14 protein-coding genes are annotated in these 16,827 nt (G+C 57.5%); 7 read left to right on the top strand and 7 right to left on the bottom strand.

All coding sequences use genetic code 11. The features are described from left to right. Positions 1-5: 5 nt before the first annotated feature. The 7 genes from atpA (at position 6) to glmS (ending at position 8,665) form a co-directional block, all read left to right on the top strand. Entirely contained in the window at positions 6-1,550 is a 1,545-nt protein-coding gene (atpA, locus tag AB4P90_RS29680) for a F0F1 ATP synthase subunit alpha (protein ID WP_003195831.1), read from the top strand. Positions 1,551-1,600: 50 nt separating this feature from the next. Beyond that, positions 1,601-2,461 (top strand): F0F1 ATP synthase subunit gamma, encoded by an 861-nt coding sequence (gene atpG, locus AB4P90_RS29675; RefSeq protein ID WP_005792602.1) that lies wholly within the window; start codon positions 1,601-1,603, stop codon positions 2,459-2,461. Between the two features lie 27 nt (positions 2,462-2,488). Then, complete coding sequence (gene atpD, locus AB4P90_RS29670) at positions 2,489-3,865, top strand: F0F1 ATP synthase subunit beta (RefSeq protein WP_003195827.1); 1,377 nt, start codon at positions 2,489-2,491, stop codon at positions 3,863-3,865. A 44-nt stretch (positions 3,866-3,909) separates the two neighbouring features. Further along, positions 3,910-4,326: a F0F1 ATP synthase subunit epsilon gene (locus AB4P90_RS29665; protein WP_003195825.1), complete on the top strand. Its 417-nt coding sequence runs from the start codon at positions 3,910-3,912 to the stop codon at positions 4,324-4,326. Between the two features lie 122 nt (positions 4,327-4,448). After that, the gene (gene glmU / locus AB4P90_RS29660; protein ID WP_166406517.1) at positions 4,449-5,816 is read left to right on the top strand and encodes a bifunctional UDP-N-acetylglucosamine diphosphorylase/glucosamine-1-phosphate N-acetyltransferase GlmU; all 1,368 of its coding nucleotides are present in this window, start codon (positions 4,449-4,451) and stop codon (positions 5,814-5,816) included. A gap of 238 nt (positions 5,817-6,054) precedes the next feature. Further along, entirely contained in the window at positions 6,055-6,822 is a 768-nt protein-coding gene (locus AB4P90_RS29655; protein ID WP_014720586.1) for a DeoR/GlpR family DNA-binding transcription regulator, read from the top strand. Positions 6,823-6,832: 10 nt separating this feature from the next. Continuing rightward, the gene (gene glmS, locus AB4P90_RS29650) at positions 6,833-8,665 is read left to right on the top strand and encodes a glutamine--fructose-6-phosphate transaminase (isomerizing) (protein WP_014720585.1); all 1,833 of its coding nucleotides are present in this window, start codon (positions 6,833-6,835) and stop codon (positions 8,663-8,665) included. 223 nt (positions 8,666-8,888) lie between these two features. On the opposite strand, the gene AB4P90_RS29645 is transcribed toward glmS, so the two are convergent. From AB4P90_RS29645 to AB4P90_RS29615, 7 genes are all read right to left on the bottom strand, one after another. Further along, entirely contained in the window at positions 8,889-9,281 is a 393-nt protein-coding gene (locus AB4P90_RS29645) for a DUF6957 family protein (RefSeq protein WP_034115505.1), read from the bottom strand. A gap of 120 nt (positions 9,282-9,401) precedes the next feature. Then, complete coding sequence (locus tag AB4P90_RS29640) at positions 9,402-9,947, bottom strand: arsinothricin resistance N-acetyltransferase ArsN1 family B (RefSeq protein ID WP_034115506.1); 546 nt, start codon at positions 9,945-9,947, stop codon at positions 9,402-9,404. Between the two features lie 157 nt (positions 9,948-10,104). Further along, positions 10,105-10,455, bottom strand: a complete 351-nt coding sequence (locus tag AB4P90_RS29635; protein WP_054916984.1) for a copper-binding protein — start codon at positions 10,453-10,455, stop codon at positions 10,105-10,107. After that, positions 10,452-13,610 carry an efflux RND transporter permease subunit gene (locus AB4P90_RS29630; protein ID WP_054916986.1) on the bottom strand — a complete coding sequence of 1,053 codons (3,159 nt, stop codon included), beginning with the start codon at positions 13,608-13,610 and terminating at the stop codon, positions 10,452-10,454. The genes AB4P90_RS29635 and AB4P90_RS29630 overlap by 4 nt, the downstream gene beginning before the upstream one ends. Next, a complete protein-coding gene (locus AB4P90_RS29625; RefSeq protein ID WP_198834853.1) occupies positions 13,607-15,088 on the bottom strand; it encodes an efflux RND transporter periplasmic adaptor subunit in 1,482 nt (493 codons plus the stop codon). Before AB4P90_RS29625 ends, AB4P90_RS29630 begins: the two co-directional genes overlap by 4 nt. Continuing rightward, positions 15,085-16,341 (bottom strand): TolC family protein, encoded by a 1,257-nt coding sequence (locus tag AB4P90_RS29620; protein WP_395605570.1) that lies wholly within the window; start codon positions 16,339-16,341, stop codon positions 15,085-15,087. The genes AB4P90_RS29625 and AB4P90_RS29620 overlap by 4 nt, the downstream gene beginning before the upstream one ends. A gap of 100 nt (positions 16,342-16,441) precedes the next feature. Further along, on the bottom strand, positions 16,442-16,783 hold the full coding sequence (locus tag AB4P90_RS29615; protein WP_034115510.1) for a hypothetical protein: 342 nt from the start codon (positions 16,781-16,783) through the stop codon (positions 16,442-16,444). Positions 16,784-16,827: the final 44 nt, after the last annotated feature.

Genomic DNA, 16,827 nt, shown 5'->3' with positions numbered 1-16,827 from the left:
GAGCAATGCAGCAACTCAATCCTTCCGAAATAAGTGAAATTATCAAGGGCCGCATCGACAAGCTCGATGTGACCTCCCAAGCCCGTAACGAAGGCACTGTCGTCAGCGTATCTGACGGCATCGTGCGGATTCACGGTCTGGCCGACGTCATGTACGGCGAGATGATCGAGTTTCCGGGCGGCGTCTACGGTATGGCCCTCAACCTGGAGCAAGACTCCGTAGGTGCCGTTGTATTGGGCGCGTACACCAGTCTGGCTGAAGGCATGAGCGCCAAGTGCACAGGCCGCATCCTGGAAGTTCCGGTTGGTAAGGAACTGCTGGGTCGCGTAGTCGACGCACTGGGTAACCCTGTTGACGGTAAAGGTCCACTGGGCAACACCGAGACCGACGCGGTCGAGAAAGTTGCTCCAGGCGTGATCTGGCGTAAGTCGGTAGACCAGCCTGTACAGACTGGCTACAAGGCTGTCGATGCCATGATCCCGGTCGGCCGTGGCCAGCGTGAGCTGATCATCGGTGACCGTCAGATCGGTAAAACCGCTCTGGCGATCGACGCGATCATCAACCAGAAAGACAGCGGCATTTTCTGCGTCTACGTAGCCATCGGTCAGAAGCAATCGACCATCGCCAACGTAGTTCGCAAGCTGGAAGAAAACGGCGCCCTGGCCAACACGATCATCGTGGCTGCCAGTGCTTCGGAATCTCCTGCGCTGCAATTCCTGGCACCGTACTCCGGCTGCACCATGGGTGAATTCTTCCGCGACCGCGGTGAAGACGCGCTGATCGTTTATGACGATCTGTCCAAGCAAGCAGTGGCTTATCGCCAGATTTCCCTGCTGCTGCGCCGTCCACCAGGCCGTGAAGCTTACCCAGGCGACGTGTTCTATCTCCACTCCCGTCTGCTGGAGCGCGCATCCCGCGTTTCGGAAGAATACGTAGAGAAGTTCACCAACGGCGCAGTGACCGGCAAAACCGGTTCCCTGACCGCACTGCCGATCATCGAAACCCAGGCTGGCGACGTTTCCGCGTTCGTTCCGACCAACGTGATTTCCATCACCGACGGTCAGATCTTCCTGGAATCGGCCATGTTCAACTCGGGCATCCGCCCTGCAGTGAACGCCGGTGTTTCGGTATCCCGTGTGGGTGGTGCCGCTCAGACCAAGATCATCAAGAAGCTCTCCGGTGGTATCCGTACCGCTCTGGCTCAGTACCGTGAACTGGCGGCATTCGCCCAGTTCGCTTCTGACCTGGACGAAGCGACCCGTAAGCAACTTGAGCATGGTCAGCGCGTTACCGAGCTGATGAAGCAGAAGCAATACGCCCCAATGTCGATCGCTGACATGGCGTTGTCGCTGTATGCCGCTGAGCGTGGGTTCCTGACCGACGTTGAAATCGCCAAGGTCGGCAGCTTTGAACAAGCGCTGATTGCTTACTTCAACCGCGATCACGCCGAATTGATGGCGAAGATCAACGTGAAGGGTGACTTCAATGACGATATCGACGCTGGCATGAAAGCCGGTATCGAGAAGTTCAAGGCCACCCAAACCTGGTAAGCCGCAGCGGGAGCCGCAAGGCTTCCGCTTGCTAACCTGATAGGTGTTACATGGCAGGCGCAAAAGAGATTCGCAGTAAGATTGCGAGCATCAAAAGCACGCAAAAAATTACCAGCGCCATGGAAAAAGTGGCGGTCAGCAAAATGCGCAAGGCACAAATGCGCATGGCTGCTAGCCGTCCTTATGCGGAGCGTATCCGCCAGGTAATTGGGCATCTGGCCAACGCCAACCCGGAATACCGCCACCCGTTCATGATCGAGCGCGCCGTCAAGCGTGCAGGTTATGTGGTAGTGAGCAGTGACCGTGGTTTGTGCGGTGGTCTGAATACCAACCTGTTCAAGGCCCTGGTCAAGGACATGGCGGTAAACCGCGAAAACGGCGTCGAGATCGATCTGTGTGTTGTTGGTAGCAAGGGTGCGGCCTTTTTCCGCAACTTCGGCGGTAACGTCGTTGCAGCTATCAGCCACCTGGGTGAAGAGCCGTCGATCAATGATTTGATCGGCAGTGTGAAGGTGATGCTGGATGCGTACCTGGAAGGCCGGATTGACCGCCTGTCCGTGGTATCCAACAAGTTCATCAACACCATGACCCAGCAGCCAACCGTGGAGCAATTGATTCCACTGGTGGCAACCCCGGATCAGGAACTCAAGCACCACTGGGACTACCTCTACGAACCAGACGCCAAAGAGCTGCTTGACGGCTTGATGGTGCGCTACGTGGAGTCGCAGGTGTACCAGGCGGTGGTCGAGAACAACGCAGCTGAACAAGCGGCGCGGATGATCGCGATGAAAAACGCTACCGATAACGCCGGTGATCTGATCAGCGATTTGCAGCTGATCTACAACAAGGCGCGTCAGGCTGCGATCACCCAAGAGATCTCGGAAATCGTCGGCGGCGCTGCCGCGGTTTAACGGTTCAAATATTCAGAGGATCCAGCTATGAGTAGCGGACGTATCGTTCAAATCATCGGCGCCGTTATCGACGTGGAATTTCCACGCGACAGCGTACCGAGCATCTACAACGCGCTGAAAGTACAAGGCGCGGAAACTACCCTGGAAGTTCAGCAGCAGCTGGGCGACGGCGTAGTTCGTACCATTGCGATGGGTTCCACCGAAGGCTTGAAGCGCGGTCTGGACGTTGTCGACACTGGCGCTGCCATCTCCGTACCGGTCGGTAAAGCGACCCTGGGCCGGATCATGGACGTACTGGGCAACCCGATCGACGAAGCTGGCCCGATTGCCACCGAAGAGCGCTGGGGCATTCACCGCGCAGCACCTTCGTTCGCAGAACAAGCGGGCGGCAACGACCTGCTGGAAACCGGCATCAAGGTTATCGACCTGGTTTGCCCGTTCGCCAAAGGCGGTAAAGTCGGTCTGTTCGGTGGTGCCGGTGTAGGCAAGACCGTAAACATGATGGAACTGATCCGTAACATCGCCATCGAGCACAGCGGTTATTCCGTGTTCGCAGGTGTGGGTGAGCGTACTCGTGAGGGTAACGACTTCTACCACGAGATGAAGGACTCCAACGTTCTGGACAAAGTGGCACTGGTTTACGGTCAGATGAACGAGCCGCCGGGAAACCGTCTGCGCGTAGCCCTGACTGGCCTGACCATGGCCGAGAAATTCCGTGACGAAGGTAACGACGTTCTGCTGTTCGTCGACAACATCTACCGTTACACCCTGGCCGGTACTGAAGTATCCGCACTGCTGGGCCGTATGCCTTCTGCAGTAGGTTACCAGCCGACCCTGGCTGAAGAGATGGGCGTTCTGCAAGAACGTATCACTTCGACCAAGGAAGGTTCGATCACTTCGATCCAAGCGGTATACGTACCTGCGGATGACTTGACCGACCCGTCGCCAGCTACCACCTTCGCCCACTTGGACGCCACCGTCGTTCTGTCCCGTGACATCGCTTCCCTGGGTATCTACCCAGCGGTCGATCCACTCGACTCGACTTCGCGCCAGCTGGACCCGAACGTGATCGGCCAGGAGCACTACGACACCGCTCGCGGCGTTCAGTACGTGCTGCAGCGTTACAAAGAACTGAAGGACATCATTGCGATCCTGGGTATGGACGAGCTGTCGGAAGCCGACAAGCAGTTGGTAAACCGTGCTCGTAAGATCCAGCGTTTCTTGTCGCAGCCGTTCTTCGTGGCTGAAGTCTTCACCGGTGCTTCGGGTAAATACGTTTCCCTGAAAGACACCATTGCTGGCTTCAAAGGCATCCTCAACGGTGACTACGACCACCTGCCAGAACAAGCGTTCTACATGGTCGGCGGCATCGAAGAAGCGATCGAGAAAGCCAAGAAACTGTAATCCTGGCGCCCGGAAACGGGCGCTCATCAGGTTGAGGCAATCAGATGGCTATGACAGTCCATTGCGATATCGTCAGCGCGGAAGGGGAAATTTTCTCCGGTCTGGTCGAGTTTGTAACAGCGCACGGCGACTTGGGTGATCTTGGTATCGCCATGGGTCACGCCCCGCTGATCACAAGCTTGAAGCCAGGTCCGATCACTCTGACCAAGCAAGGCGGGGAACGTGAGGTTTTTTACATCTCCGGTGGTTTCCTCGAGGTTCAGCCGAACATGGTCAAGGTACTTGCCGACACCGTGCAACGTGCTGGCGACCTGGATGAAGCCTCCGCTCAGGAAGCCGTCAAGGCTGCCGAGAAGGCGCTGAACGAAAAAGGCGCAGACTTCGACTACAGCGCTGCTGCAGTCCGTCTGGCCGAGGCCGCAGCCCAGCTGCGTACTCTCCAGCAGATCCGCAAGAAGTAAGCGGCCACGCCGTTTTGCTTGATGCGTGATTGATTAAAAAGGGTAGCCTCGGCTACCCTTTTTCTTTTTTGCAAAACACTTCTTTGGTCTGAACCCGGACCGCCCAGGATTGGTAGCCATTCATGTCTCTTGAAATCGTCATTCTCGCCGCAGGCCAGGGCACTCGTATGCGTTCGGCCCTGCCCAAGGTGCTGCACCCGGTCGCGGGCAATTCCATGCTGGGTCATGTTATCCACAGCGCCCGGCAACTGGACCCACAACGTATTCATGTGGTGATTGGCCACGGTGCCGATGTGGTCCGTGAGCGTCTGGCCGCGGACGACCTGAATTTCGTATTGCAAGACAAGCAACTGGGCACCGGCCACGCGACCGCGCAGGCTGTGCCTTTCATCACCGCGGACACGGTATTGATCCTCTACGGCGATGTACCGCTGATTGAAGTGGAAACCTTACAACGCCTGCTCAAGCACGTGGTGCCTGGCCAGATGGGCCTGCTGACCGTGGAGCTGGACGACCCTACGGGCTACGGCCGCATTGTGCGCAACGCCGACGGCAAGGTGGCTGCCATCGTTGAACACAAAGATGCCAGCGAAGCCCAGCGCGCGATTACTGAAGGCAACACCGGCATTCTCGCGGTGCCTGCCAACAAGCTCGCCGATTGGATGAGCCGCCTGTCCAACAACAACGCCCAGGGCGAGTATTACCTCACCGACGTCATCGAGATGGCCGTCAGCGATGGCCTGCTGGTCGCCACCGAGCAGCCCCACCATCCGATGGAAGTGCAGGGCGCCAACGACCGCAAACAACTGGCAGAGCTGGAACGTCACTATCAACTGCGCGAAGGCCTGCGCCTGATGGCCCAGGGTGTGACCCTGCGAGACCCGGCGCGTTTCGATGTACGTGGCGAAGTCACGGTGGGCCGCGACATCCTGATCGATATCAATGTGATCCTCGAAGGCCGCGTGATCATTGAAGACGGTGTGGTGATCGGCCCGAACTGCGTGATCAAGGACAGCACCTTGCGCAAAGGCGTGGTGGTCAAGGCCAACAGCCATATCGACGGTGCGGTGATGGGCGAGGGCAGCGATGCCGGGCCGTTTGCGCGCTTGCGTCCGGGTAGCGAGCTGGGGGCCAAGGCCCATGTGGGGAACTTTGTCGAACTGAAAAACGCTCACCTGGGCGAAGGCGCCAAAGTCGGCCACCTGACTTACCTGGGCGATGCCGTCATCGGCGCCCGCACCAACATCGGTGCCGGCACCATCACCTGCAACTATGACGGTGCCAACAAGTACCAGACCACCATTGGTGAAGATGTGTTCATCGGCTCCAATAACTCGCTGGTTGCTCCGGTGACCATCGGCGATGGTTCCAACACCGCAGCGGGCTCGACCATCAACCAGGATGTGGATAAGTCCCAACTGGCGGTTGCCCGGGCTCGCCAACGCAACATCGACGGCTGGAAACGCCCGGTCAAAATCAAGAACACCTGAGTTATCCACAACTCCATACGTTGAGATTCACTCCTGTGGGAGCTGGCTTGCCTGCGATAGCGGTCTGACATTCATCATGATGTCGCCTGACACGCCGCTATCGCAGGCAAGCCAGCTCCCACAGTTGTTTAGTGGCATGTCCGAAAGCTCTACAAAAATGCCTTCCGCCTCTTGACGATCTTTCACCAATAGGTTTTGATTGCCTTCGTTATCTTTCGAAACGAAACTTATCACTACCATGTCGAAACGAAACACCCCCCAACGACGCCACAATATCCTGACCTTGCTCAACGAACAGGGCGAAGTCAGCGTGGACGAATTGGCCAAACATTTCGAAACTTCGGAAGTGACCATCCGCAAGGACCTTGCTGCCCTCGAAAGTAACGGCTTGCTCCTGCGTCGCTACGGCGGTGCAATCACTATGCCCCAAGAGCTGGTGGGTGACGCTGCCCAGCCCATCTCGGTCTACAAGCGCGCCATCGCCCGTGCGGCCGTGAAGCGTTTGCGTGAACATGCGCGCATCATCATCGACAGCGGCAGCACCACCGCCGCGATGATCCCCGAACTGGGCCATCAGCCGGGCCTGGTGGTGATGACCAACTCCCTGAACGTGGCCCGCGCCTTGAGCGAACTGGAACACGAACCGGTGCTGTTGATGACCGGGGGCACCTGGGACCCGCATTCGGATTCGTTCCAGGGCCAGGTCGCCGAGCAGGTCCTGCGTTCTTACGACTTTGACCAGCTGTTCATCGGTGCCGATGGCATCGATTTACAGCGCGGCACCACCACCTTCAACGAACTGCTGGGCTTGAGCCGCGTCATGGCCGAGGTCGCCCGTGAAGTGGTGGTGATGGTCGAATCCGACAAGATCGGCCGCAAGATTCCCAACCTGGAACTGCCCTGGAGCAGCGTCCATACCCTTATTACCGATGATCGCCTGCCGCTCGAGGCCCGCGACCAGATCCAAGCCCGCGGCATTACGCTGATATGCGCGGCAATCATCTAGGAGAAGCACCATGTGTGGAATTGTTGGCGCAGTCGCCGAACGTAACGTTACTGCCATCCTGATCGAAGGCCTCAAGCGCCTCGAATACCGCGGCTACGATAGCGCCGGTGTGGCCGTCTTCACTAACGCCGGCAAGCTGGAGCGCATGCGCCGCCCGGGCAAGGTCAGCGAGTTGGACCAGGCCCTGGCCGGTGAGCCACTGGTAGGTCGCTTAGGGATCGCCCACACCCGTTGGGCCACCCACGGTGCTCCGTGCGAGCGTAACGCTCACCCGCACTTCTCGGGCGACCTGGCGGTGGTGCACAACGGCATCATCGAAAACCATGAAGTGCTGCGTGAACAACTCAAGGGCCTGGGCTACGTCTTCACCTCGGACACTGACACCGAAGTGATCGCCCACCTGCTCAACCACAAGCTCAAGGACCACAGCGACCTGACCACCGCCCTCAAGGCCACGGTCAAAGAGCTGCACGGCGCCTACGGCCTGGCCGTGATCAGCGCGAGCCAGCCTGACCGCGTCGTGGCCGCCCGCAGCGGTAGCCCATTGGTAATTGGCCTGGGCCTGGGTGAGAACTTCCTTGCGTCCGACCAACTGGCCCTGCGCCAAGTGACCGACCGCTTCATGTACCTGGAAGAAGGCGACATTGCCGACATCCGCCGTGAAAGCGTGCAGATCTGGGACGTGAACGGTCAGTCCGTGGAACGTGAAGCCGTGCAATACCGCGACGGTGCCGAAGCCGCCGACAAGGGCGAGTTCCGCCACTTCATGCTCAAGGAAATCCACGAGCAGCCGTCCGTGGTACAGCGCACCCTGGAAGGTCGCCTGAGCCAGAACCAAGTGTTGGTGAATGCTTTCGGCCCGCAAGCCGCTGAACTGTTCGCCAAAGTGCGCAATGTGCAGATCGTCGCCTGCGGCACCAGCTACCACGCCGGTATGGTGGCGCGTTACTGGTTGGAAGAACTGGCCGGCATCCCATGCCAGGTCGAAGTCGCCAGCGAGTTCCGCTATCGCAAGGTGGTGGTGCAGCCCGACACCCTGTTCGTGACCATTTCCCAGTCCGGCGAAACCGCCGACACCCTGGCCGCCCTGCGCAACGCCAAGGAACTGGGCTTCCTCGGCAGCCTGGCGATCTGCAACGTCAGCATCAGCTCCCTGGTGCGTGAATCCGACCTGACCCTGCTGACCCAGGCCGGTCGTGAAATCGGTGTCGCCTCCACCAAGGCTTTCACCACCCAACTGGTGGGCCTGTTGCTGCTGACCCTGTCACTGGGCCAAGTACGCGGCACCCTCGCCGACGGTGTCGAAGCCACTCTGGTGGAAGAACTGCGCCGCCTGCCGACCCGCCTGGGCGAAGCCTTGGCCATGGACGGCACCGTGGAAAAAGTCGCCGAGCTGTTCGCCGACAAGAACCACACCCTGTTCCTCGGCCGTGGTGCGCAGTACCCGGTGGCGATGGAAGGCTCGCTGAAACTCAAGGAAATCTCGTACATCCACGCCGAAGCCTACCCGGCCGGCGAGCTGAAGCACGGCCCGTTGGCCCTGGTGGATGACGACATGCCAGTGGTCACCGTGGCGCCGAACAACGAACTGCTGGAGAAGCTCAAGTCCAACCTGCAGGAAGTACGCGCCCGTGGCGGCCAACTGATCGTCTTCGCTGACGAGAAGGCCGGAATGACCAACGGTGAAGGCACCCACGTCATCAACATGCCGCACATCCACGACACCCTGTCGCCGATCCTCTACACCATCCCGCTGCAGTTGCTGTCGTACTACGTCGCCGTGCTCAAGGGCACCGACGTTGACCAGCCGCGCAACTTGGCGAAGTCGGTGACGGTGGAGTAAGCCTTACTGGCGTACCCAAAAGGGGTGGTTAACAACAACATAGTTTGACACAGCACCTCGCGTAAATCGGGGTCTGTACGACGACTCGGGGTAGAGACAACAGCAATATAGACTGACACAGATGGACTGAGCTTCAAATACAGGGTCCGGCTTTTCACAACATAGTTTGACACGAACAGTTAATGTAAGCAGTCATGAAGGGGGATCGCATAAGCTGAGGCCTTCAACACAAGCTCAATGCGATGTTTAGGTCTGTGCTCACCCTACGGCCGGCGCCCATAAGCACATAAACCGTATTTTTCGTCTCAAATAAGCACGCGTGAGTGAAGGAAACCCCCAACGTTGTTCTGACCCAATCGCCAGGTTGGAAGCGGCCTCTGCTGTCTTGGATAACGGTTAAAGCGTAAACCAGAGCAGGGATTAGCTCTCTATCGACGATCGCTTGCCGCTGAGACGTTGTGACGTCGAGGTCCAATATCGCCCATTCAGAAACAAGACAATAGGCACGGAAAGGAAAATGCAGATTGGCGAGTGCCACAGCATCTGAATTGGCGAGTTGGCACCCGCCTATTTCCTCACCTGCGGAAAGCACTGAGATAAAATCAGCCAAATTCATCCGTTCCTCCAGTCGATCAATACACCGACTCGAACGAGAATCATCAATCAGCATAGCTCCAAGTGAACCGCCTGGTTTCAATGCCGACGAATAGCAGCAATGTCATCTCACCCTTCACCTTTACACTCCCTCTACCTCAATGAACGGGATGATTTCTTTAGGCGGCGTCACCGCACACAGCGGTTTGCGCCAGTAGCCCACGCTATGCCACTGGCTGTGCTTGTACCCAACTTCGGGGTAGGTGCCGATGTGGGTAAATCCGAGCGCTTCATGGATACCTATGCTTCCTGCGTTAGGTAAGGCAATGCCGGCATAGGCTGCATGAAACCCCTGTTTTTCGAGGAGCGGTAGAAGTCGCTGATAAAGCGCACGACCAAGTCCTTTTCTGTGTACCGCAGGGTCGATATAGACGGTGACGTCTACCGACCAGCGATAAGCTTCCCTGGCTCGATGCTGACCTGCGTAAGCGTATCCAACGACCTTGCCTTCTACCTCTGCTACCAGAAAGGGATATATCTGCAGTGTTGCGGCTATTCGTGCTGCCATCTCATCAACCGTCGGTGGTATCAACTCGAACGAGATGACTGTGTCCAAAACCATTGGCGCATAGATGGCCTGGACGGCAGATGCGTCATCAGATGTCGCAACCCTCACTTTGTAGTTCATGTCTTTCTTTGCTGCCCCGTAAAGAATCGTGTTTGAAGGGCTGCCACTTGCCGGGTTTTCAGCCCTTTAGAATGTCGCGTTAGATCCGTGAGCTTCGCTTGGAACAGCGCGGTTACCAGCGTGACGATGCGTGCAGGTAACCGACAGCATTAGTAACTCATTTTTTTATGGAAACAATCGTTCCTTTACCTCCTTCGACCCGAAAGGTGAATGACACACGATCTCCTACCTTCAACCCTGCCAATTGGTCATCCGACACGGAAAAGGCCATGGTCATCGGCGGCCATTGAACAGCTGGGACGGCACCGTGAGCGAGTGTCACGGTATGCTTCGCAGGATCAATGGCCTTGATCGTGCCCTCGGCATCGGCGACAGCCATCTGCTTTGATTCCTGCTTCATTTCCATGCCTTCCATACCGTCCATTTTCATTGCTGACGTGTCTTGTGCATGGGCAGCGAAAGAGAGCACAACCGCAGTGCTGGCAACTGTAATAAGGGTCAGTTTCATACGACATTTCCTTTCAGAGTTACGGGTTTGCTAGGTAGATTTCGACGACGCATTAAGCGATAGGCCGCCGGGATGACAAACAGGGAAAGCAAGGGCGCAGTTACCATGCCGCCGACCATTGGCGCGGCAATTCGGCTCATCACTTCGCTGCCGGTACCACTGCCCAACAGTATGGGCAACAGGCCCGCGATGATGACAGCCACAGTCATAGCTTTGGGACGCACCCGCTGCACAGCGCCTTCACGAATCGACGCCACTAGTGCATGTTCAGAGTTATCGCCAAGGTCCACACGTTCAGCCCAAGCATTCTTCAGGTAGAGCAGCATGATCACGCCGAACTCTGCAGAAACCCCGGCCAGTGCGATGAAGCCGACCCCCGTTGCCACCGACAGATTGAAACCGAGCAAATAGAGGAACCATGCCCCTCCGGTGAGAGCAAAAGGGAGTGTGGCCATGATCAACAGGGCCTCATCGAATCGAGCAAATGTCAGGTAAAGCAGCACGAAGATGATCAATAGCGTGGCCGGTACGACCAGCTTTAGTCGTGCGTTAGCTCTTTCGAGAAACTCGAACTGCCCCGAGTAGCTCAGGCTCATACCAGGCTGCAACTTGACCTGTTGATTGACGACCTGACGAAGATCGGCGACCACGGAGGCAATGTCCCGACCACGCACATCGATGTATACCCAGCCCGAAGGCCGCGCGTTCTCGCTCTTGAGCATTGGTGGACCGTCAGTGATTTTTATTTTTGCCACAGTACCGAGGGTGATCTGGATGCCTGACGATGTGTAAATGGGCAATTGTTCCAAGGCTCCCGGTGAGTCACGCCACTCTCGCGGATAACGGACGCTGATCGGAAAACGTGCGAGCCCCTCAATGGTCTCCCCGATATTTTCGCCTCCGATAGCACCAGCCACGATGGACTGCACATCAGCGATATTCATGCCGTAGCGGGCGGCTGCATTACGATCGATATCCACATCGATGTAGCGGCCACCGGTCAGGCGCTCGGCCAACGCGGAGCTGACACCGGGCACATTTTTGGCTGCCTTTTCAACCGCCTGGGTGACCGAATCGATTTCCGTCAGGTTAGTGCCGGCAACTTTCACCCCGATGGGACTTTTGATCCCTGTGGCCAGCATGTCGATGCGGTTGCGAATCGGGGGTATCCAAATATTGGTCAAGCCAGGCACGCGTACCACGCGGTCCAGCTCCTCCACCAATTTTTCCTGGGTCATGCCTGGGCGCCATTGCTCATGCGGTTTGAACTGAATCGTGGTTTCAAACATTTCCAACGGCGCTGGATCAGTAGCGGTCTCAGCACGACCGGCCTTGCCGAAAACGTGTTCAACTTCAGGGACTGTTTTGATTAGGCGATCGGTCTGTTGCAGCAGTTGTGCAGCCTTCTGCACCGACAACCCCGGCAGGGCTGAAGGCATGTAGAGCAGATCCCCTTCGTCCAGTGGTGGAAGGAACTCCCCACCCAAGCGAAACATTGGCCATAGCGCACTGACAAATACCAACAGCGCCACCAGCAGAGTAGTTTTCGGACGGCGCAGAACTGCGTCCAACGCGGGTTGGTAGATCCGTATCAACCAGCGGTTTAAAGGGTTATGTTGCTCACTCGGAATTCGTCCCCGAATCCAATAACCCATCAGCACCGGCACCAACGTCACCGACAATCCCGCCGCTGCCGCCATGGCGTAGGTCTTGGTAAACGCCAGTGGGCCAAACAATCTTCCTTCCTGAGCCTCCAATGTGAACACCGGAATGAACGACAGCGTGATGATCAACAGACAAAAGAAAAGCGCGGGGCCGACCTCGGCCGCTGCATCGGTCATCACATGCCAATGCTGCTCACCCTTCAACTCCTGCCCAGGATGAGAGGTGTGCCAGAATTCTATTTTCTTGTGTGCATTTTCAATCATCACCACTGCGGCATCGACCATGGCACCGATAGCGATAGCGATCCCACCCAAGGACATGATGTTGGCGTTGATGCCCTGATATCGCATGACAATGAATGCAATCAACACCCCCACAGGTAGCGAAATGATTGCCACCAAGGATGAGCGCAGGTGCCAGAGGAAGATCCCGCACACCAGGGCAACGACGATGAACTCTTCCAGCAGCTTGTAACTGAGGTTGTCTATTGCGCGGTCGATCAGCTTGCTGCGATCGTAGGTTGTTACGATTTCTACGCCTGCTGGGAGACTGCTTTTCAACTCATCCAGTTTGCTCTTCACCGCCGTAATGGTCTCGCGAGCATTCTTACCGCTGCGCAAAATCACTACGCCACCGACGGTCTCGCCTTCCCCGTCAAGTTCAGTGATGCCTCGTCTCATTTCCGGCCCAAGCTGAATCGTGGCGACATCGCCAAGGCTTACAGGCACACCGCCTGATTCCAACTTCAACGGGATCGTCCGAAAATCGTTGAGTGTCTTTAGATAACCCGAAGCTCGCACGATAAACTCGGTTTCGGCCATTTCCAGCACAGCACCACCGGTTTCCTGATTGGCCTTGCCGATGGCTTCAGTCACCTGTGCCTGAGTGATCCCGAGATTGGCCATCTTGAGCGGATCGAGCTGTACTTGGTATTGCTTGACCATGCCGCCCACGGTGGCCACTTCCGCAACATTGGGCAGCGTCTTGAGTTCAAACTTCAGGAACCAATCTTGAAGCGCACGAAGTTGCGCGAGATCGTGCCCACCAGTGCGATCCACCAGTGCGTACTGATAGATCCAGCCCACTCCCGTTGCGTCCGGCCCCAATGCGGGCTTTGCGCTGGCTGGCAACCGGCTTTGTATTTGACTCAAATACTCCAGCACCCGAGAGCGAGCCCAGTACAAGTCGGTACCATCTTCGAACAGCACGTAAACAAAGCTGTCGCCGAAGAAGGAATACCCGCGCACGGTCTTGGCTCCAGGTACTGAAAGCATGGTGGTGGCCAGCGGATAGGTGACCTGATTCTCGACAATCTGCGGTGCTTGTCCCGGATAAGGGGTACGGATGATCACCTGTACATCGGAGAGATCCGGTAGTGCATCGATGGGTGTGTTCTGAACTGACCAGATGCCCCAAGCTGTGACGAAAAGTGTCGCCAACAGCACCAAAAAGCGGTTGGCAACAGACCAACGGATGAGGGCAGCGATCATGGCTGACCTCCCGTTTTATCTAGACGTTCGACACGCAATCCATCGTCGGTTTGGCTCACCGCGACCCGAACCTTGTCGCCCGTTTTCAGACCCTGAATCAGGGTAGGATTGGCAAGTGGAAACGTCATCGTCATGCCCGGCATGCCCAGTGTCTTGAAGGGGCCGTGGGCGAGTGTGACTTCTTTATCGTCGATTTCGACGATCTGCCCGTCCGCCTCATGCAGACCTGAGGCTGCTGCGATACGGGGTGGTACGTCTGCTGAACTGGCCACGATACCCTTTAAACTGGCCTCCGAATCGAGCAGAAATTGGCCCGAGGTAACTACCTTCTGACCTTCATCCAGACCTTTAACAATTACTGTCTTGCCACTGCTTTCCTGCCCGAGCTGCACTTCAACGGGGCGATATCGGCCAGCATCTTCGGCTAGCATCACCAAGGCACGTCGACCGGTGCGAATGACGGCCTCGCTCGGCACCCACAACACACCCTGCTCAGTTGAGCTGCTCAAGCGCACTTGCGCCGTCAAACCGGGCTTTAGGCGACCGTCTGGATTGGGTAGTTCGACCCGTACGCGCAGGGTGCGGCTGTCCGCATTGGTGTCCGGCAGAATTGTGCTGACAGTGCCATTGACCTTGGTCGCAGGGAAGGCCGGCAACTGCGCCTCGACCTTTTGCCCCTCGGCGATGGTACCCGCGTCGGATTCAGGAACGGACACCGCCAGCCAGACACTGCTCAGACCATTGACTCGCGCCAGTGTCTCGCCTGCCGCGACGGTCATGCCTATGCGCAGGTTGAGCTCTTGCAGCACCCCGCCAATCGGGCTGGTCAAAGTCAGATAAGGTTGGACCTTACCGCTACGTTCGACCTGGGCAATCACTCCCGGCGGCATTCCACTAAGCAGTAAGCGCTGCCGCGCAGCGGCGAGCAAGTCGTGATCACCGTTATTTTTCAGGGCCAGGAACTCAGTCTGAGCCGCCGCCCACTCGGGCACCAGAATATCCGCCAGCGCCGCATTGGCTTTGAGCAGATCACCGGGTGCATGGGCGTAGACCCGCTCTACAAAGCCTGGAGTACGAGCCTGGATAACCGCAACATCCCGTTCGTTAAAGCCGAGGATGCCACTCACATCAAGGCTGGATGCAAACACTCCACGGCTGACCATCGCCGAGCGCAGACCGAGATTCTGCGCCACGCTCGGATCGATGCTGATCGTCGCTTGATCGTTGCCGCCACTGGCGTATTGCGGAACCAGCTGCATGTCCATGAACGGCGATTTACCCGGTTTGTCGAACTTCTGTTGGGGGTACATCGGGTCATACCAGTACATGGCTTTGCGTTCATTTGGTGCGTTTTGATTTTGCTCAGGCGAAGCGCCCCGTACTTCGCTGACGCGTTGAAGTGCTAGCCAGTAACCACCGGCGATGCCCACTGCCATTGCAACGCCTGCCAGCAAAACCCCACTCTTTTTAAGGCTCATTGGCTGACCTCTCCATACGCAAAATACAGTCGTGCATTGATCAGTGCTCGCTGTTCCTCCACTTCGACTTGTTTGAGGCGAGCCTCGATGAGTTCACGTCGGGCGGCGACAACCGCATTCAAATCGCCTTTACCGGCGCGGTAGCTGGCCATGCTGAGTTCGACTTTTTCTTTGGCCAGCGGCAGCAGACTTTGCGCATTGCGCTGGACCGCACGATTGAGCCGTTCATAGTCAGCCAGTACACTTTCCAGTTGCTCGGTATGCTCGCGTGACAAGGCTTCGCGCTCGGATTCGAGTTGGTTGACTTCGGCTTCTCGTGCGGCAATTTTTGGGTTTTGCCGGGTCTGCGGAAACAACGGCAGATCCCAGGAAAGTTGCACGCTGACCATGTCGCCGAACTGCCGATCACGGTGCTGATAATCCACCTCCCAACTCAAGTCGGACTTTTTCTCCGCCTGCGCCTCGCGCACCTTGGCTTGCGCTTCACGGGTCATCGGCCCGTACGCGGCCAGCTCGGGATGATGTTGCAGTTTATGGGGCAAGCCTGACGTATCGATCGGCCACTGCGGAAGACTTCCCGCCGGCGTTGCGTTGGCGGCCGGACCAACCCAGCGTTTCAGCGCCGCGCGCGCTTGAGCACGCTGGCGTATCAGATCGTCTTGCTGCTCGGCCAGTTGCGCCGCTTCCTGCTTCGGTGTCACGGCATCGGCCGGTTGTGCGCGACCGCCGGCAATTTGCGCGCGGACGGTGTCGCTCAGCAAGCGGTTCTCCTTGTAGAAGTCCTGGAACAGCGCGTCTTTGCGCTCTATTGAATAGCTGCTGATCCAAGCCAGCGCCGTGGCTTGGCGCACGTTCAGGCGTTCGACCTGACGCTCGGCAGCGGCACGCTCAACCCCTGCGTTCGCAACCTCGATCCGCGCCCTGCGCTTGTCACTATTGGGCATGTCTTGCCTGACCCCGACCATTTGCATGGTCATGAAGTCATCATTGACGCTCCAGCGATCTGGGCCGCCGATGGGATAGTTCTGCAGACCAGCGAGCAGCTTCGGGTCAGGTAGCTCACCCGCTGGAATGGCCGCACTGCTGGCAGCCTGAATCTTTGCATCCTGTGCAGACAGCGACGGCGCGGTGTTTTCGGCCAGCCGCAAGGCCTCTTCGAGCGTCAGCGAGGTAGCGAAGCTCGGCAAGGCCAGTACGCTTGCCGCCAGACCGGCCACTAGGGACCAACCTGTGCAAAAGCACTTGGGGTTCATGTTTGCGATTCCTGCGATGATCCGCTGAGCGCTTCAAAAGGCCTGCGCACAGCCATGCCATCCCGTTAAAAACAGGATGAGGTTCAATAACGGACAGGAATCAGACGCGGGGCGGTCGCCATACACCGGATGGGGTGGACAAAGGAACGGAATCGCTGGAAAAGGCCAGCACGACGGGGCTGAACAGAGTCACGGGCGGCTTGACGATCGAAACTTGTAGCATCCCGCCCGTCTTGCACTCCTGACCCGGTTTGCAGGGTTTCCCATGCTCGGTCGGGCTCTTCATGTCATTGCAACAATCCATGCCCATGTCGTCCATCATCGCCATGCCCGTGGCTTTCATCGGGCACGGTTCTGTCGGTGCCTGCACCCCCGCCATCCCGCTGAGGGGAAGCGCCAGGCTGATCAAGAAAATAAGACAAAACCGCAGGTAGCGTTTCATGGGGTTGGAGTGTAGCCGTCAGAATTGGCGCGAACAATTAATTA

The sequence above is a fragment of the Pseudomonas sp. B16120 genome, from assembly GCF_044218845.1.
Taxonomy (GTDB): domain Bacteria; phylum Pseudomonadota; class Gammaproteobacteria; order Pseudomonadales; family Pseudomonadaceae; genus Aquipseudomonas; species Aquipseudomonas paracarnis.
This window is presented reverse-complemented; position numbering and strand designations above follow the sequence as displayed.